Genomic DNA, 2,869 nt, shown 5'->3' on the forward strand with positions numbered 1-2,869 from the left:
TATGCACAAGAATCTACAATATCCAGGACAGTCATGTTCAATATCTCATTCTATTTTTAATGTGATTGGTTCCTTATCAAATCAAATTCGAGATGTTTTACCTGTCCTATAAATATACTAGCATCATGATGTTTTTTTTATTTAATTTTTCAATTGATATTGATTATCAAGTTCGACATTGAATATTTCAAATACTGCTTTCTCATTCATGATATCTAACATTTCTTGTCTACATTGAGAATCATATAGAAATGCATTTGTTACATTTAACAATCTTTCTTTTTTTCTTCTTCGATGCTCAAAAGATTAGATTAGATTTGATTACCCAATTTTATGAATTTTTTTAACAAATTTACATTTTAGACATCGTTAATGTCAATTAATAGGGGATAATTCTATAAATTAAAAAGGGGTTAAAGTTTAATATGGAGCGTTTATTAGAAAAAATTATTCAATGTAACGAGAATGGATTGTATTTTGTGAATACACCAACGGGTTCGGCAAAGTCCTATAGTGCGGTGCAGTTAATGAAGAATCATTATAAGAGTTTTGATTCGCATTTTATTTTCATCACAAACAATCTAAATAACTTACCAATGGAAGACTTAGAAAAGGCTTTTGGTGATGATTTTAAAAATCAGGTTATTCGAGTTGAGAGCATTGTGGATAATATTGTGCATCATTTTGATGAAAGCATTATTCCAGATGAATATAAACGATTGAAATATTATAAAGAGCTATATAATTGTTTGAATAACTATAAGTATCTAGCAAGATATATTCAAAATGAACTTGATAAAGGAAAGACTCCAAATATTGGGGTATTAAAGTTTTTTGATCAGTCTAAGGAAGACCTGGCAAATAGAGACTCTAGGTTTCGCAAAGATATTCGTAAGCACCTAATGCAGTCTGGCTTTGCAGAATTGAATTTTGAAGAAAGAAAGTTGATTGTAAAATCAAAATATAAATGGTTAACAACTTTATATCCTGCAATGTTCATTGAAGATTATAAAGTGATTTGTATGTCTGTAAAACGTTTTTTTACCACAATTGATCCGATCTATAAGAAGAAATATCGTTTTTCTGAATCTGAAATTATAGATAACAGTGTTCTCTTTATAGATGAGGTAGATTCAACTAAAAATGAAATTAATAATATTATTTTAGAAAGTAGCTTGAGGTCAACAATTGATTTAATTCCCATGATACATCGAATCGCAGATCAGTTTATTTACTGGGATCTGAATATGCCAAGGATATTAAAGGATATGGTTTTAGATAAAAATACAGCTTTTAAGAATATAAGAAAACAGGCTTTGGCAATTCAAAAAAATTATCATGATGAGCTGCCATACTATTGTTCCGGTATTAAGGATAGAAATTTCTTAATGAATGATGCGACTTTCCATGCAAGTTTTGAGAATCATTCTAAGAAGAATGCATATGTATATTATGATGCGAATAAGAATCAGATGACGATTGAAATTGAGAACAGTCGAAACAATGTTTCTGATACTTCAAGTGAAGTGTTTAGTTTATATAAAGTGATTCGTGATATGAATAATTTTTTAACGTCTACAAAGAACTATATAAAAAGATTGTCTTTGACATATAAAGATATTCATAATTCAAGCATTTTAAAAGATGAAGAAAAAATTAACGATGAAGAGGCTCTAAATTCAGTATATAAAGTATTTCGATTGACGGATGCAGATATATCATATTTTGAAAATGAAATACATATTCAGTCTTTAATAAAAGGATATACTGAAAGAAATAAGTTAAAAAAGACAAATGGTTATTATGATCGGGGGATTCGTTCTTTTGAATTCACGAATAGGAAGCATGATAGCTTTAATACAACTTTTAATTTTATACATGTATCGAAAAGTGCTGAGTTTACATTATCTCTACTAGCTAGAAAGGCTATTGTGATTGGTTTAAGTGCTACATGTAATATTGATTCTGTTTTATCGAATTATTCACTTAGATATTTAAAAGAGAATCTAGGGGATAACTTTCATAGAATTGAAGGTGAGGATTTTAAAAGAATCAAGGATACATATTCAATGTTGAATAAAAATTATGAGTCAAAAGATATTCAAGTTCACATTAAAGAAGTAACGGATTGTTTGAATTTGGATATGAAGGGTATGATTTGTACTGTGTTTGAAGATTTCAAAGTTCAAAGGAAAGTAGAACGAATCTTTTCATGTAATGGAATCAATGATTTGTATTCTATAAAAAGATATTTAATTATGGCACAAGTCTATCGGTATTTTATTCTACACGAGGATATCCATTCATTTCTATGTTTGAATAATGCATTGCCGAAAGAAAATAGTAAGTTTGATTTGAGTATACTTTTAAAGTTGTTTGATGTGGTAAATGAAGAGAATAGTTTTGATAAGAATGATGCACATATTGAAGTTTTAAAAAGTTGCATATCCTTTGACGCGGATAAGAAGGATATATTAGAACGTTTATCTAATGGAGAAAAGGTATTTGTGATTTCAGCTTATGCAACAATTGGAGCTGGGCAAAATATGGCTTATAAGCTGCCCGAACATTCTGACACGATCAATATAACAGACTTTTCAAATAAGAAAGATGGCAGAAACTACAAGAAAGATTTTGATGGAATTTATTTAGGAGACATTACTAATGTAGTGACGAATCTATTAGATATGGATTCAGACTTTGATGAATCGGAATTACTTCATTGTTTGATTGAATTAGAGAATTGGTACTATGTCAAGATTTAAGACAACTTAAATATCTGTTTTTTTAATGTTTATGTTTCAAATATTGTTTTTCAAAATTTTGTGGAGATTCATATTCACAATGTGAGTGAATTCGTGTTGTATTA

1 protein-coding gene is annotated in these 2,869 nt (G+C 28.6%); it reads left to right on the plus strand.

Annotated features, from left to right (window positions below; genetic code table 11):
• Nucleotides 1-425: 425 nt before the first annotated feature.
• Nucleotides 426-2,765, plus strand: coding sequence for a hypothetical protein (locus FYJ55_RS10405; protein ID WP_154556764.1), 2,340 nt, complete (start codon nt 426-428; stop codon nt 2,763-2,765).
• Nucleotides 2,766-2,869 lie beyond the last annotated feature (104 nt).

The organism is Holdemanella porci (genome assembly GCF_009696075.1).
Classification (GTDB): domain Bacteria; phylum Bacillota_I; class Bacilli_A; order Erysipelotrichales; family Erysipelotrichaceae; genus Holdemanella; species Holdemanella porci.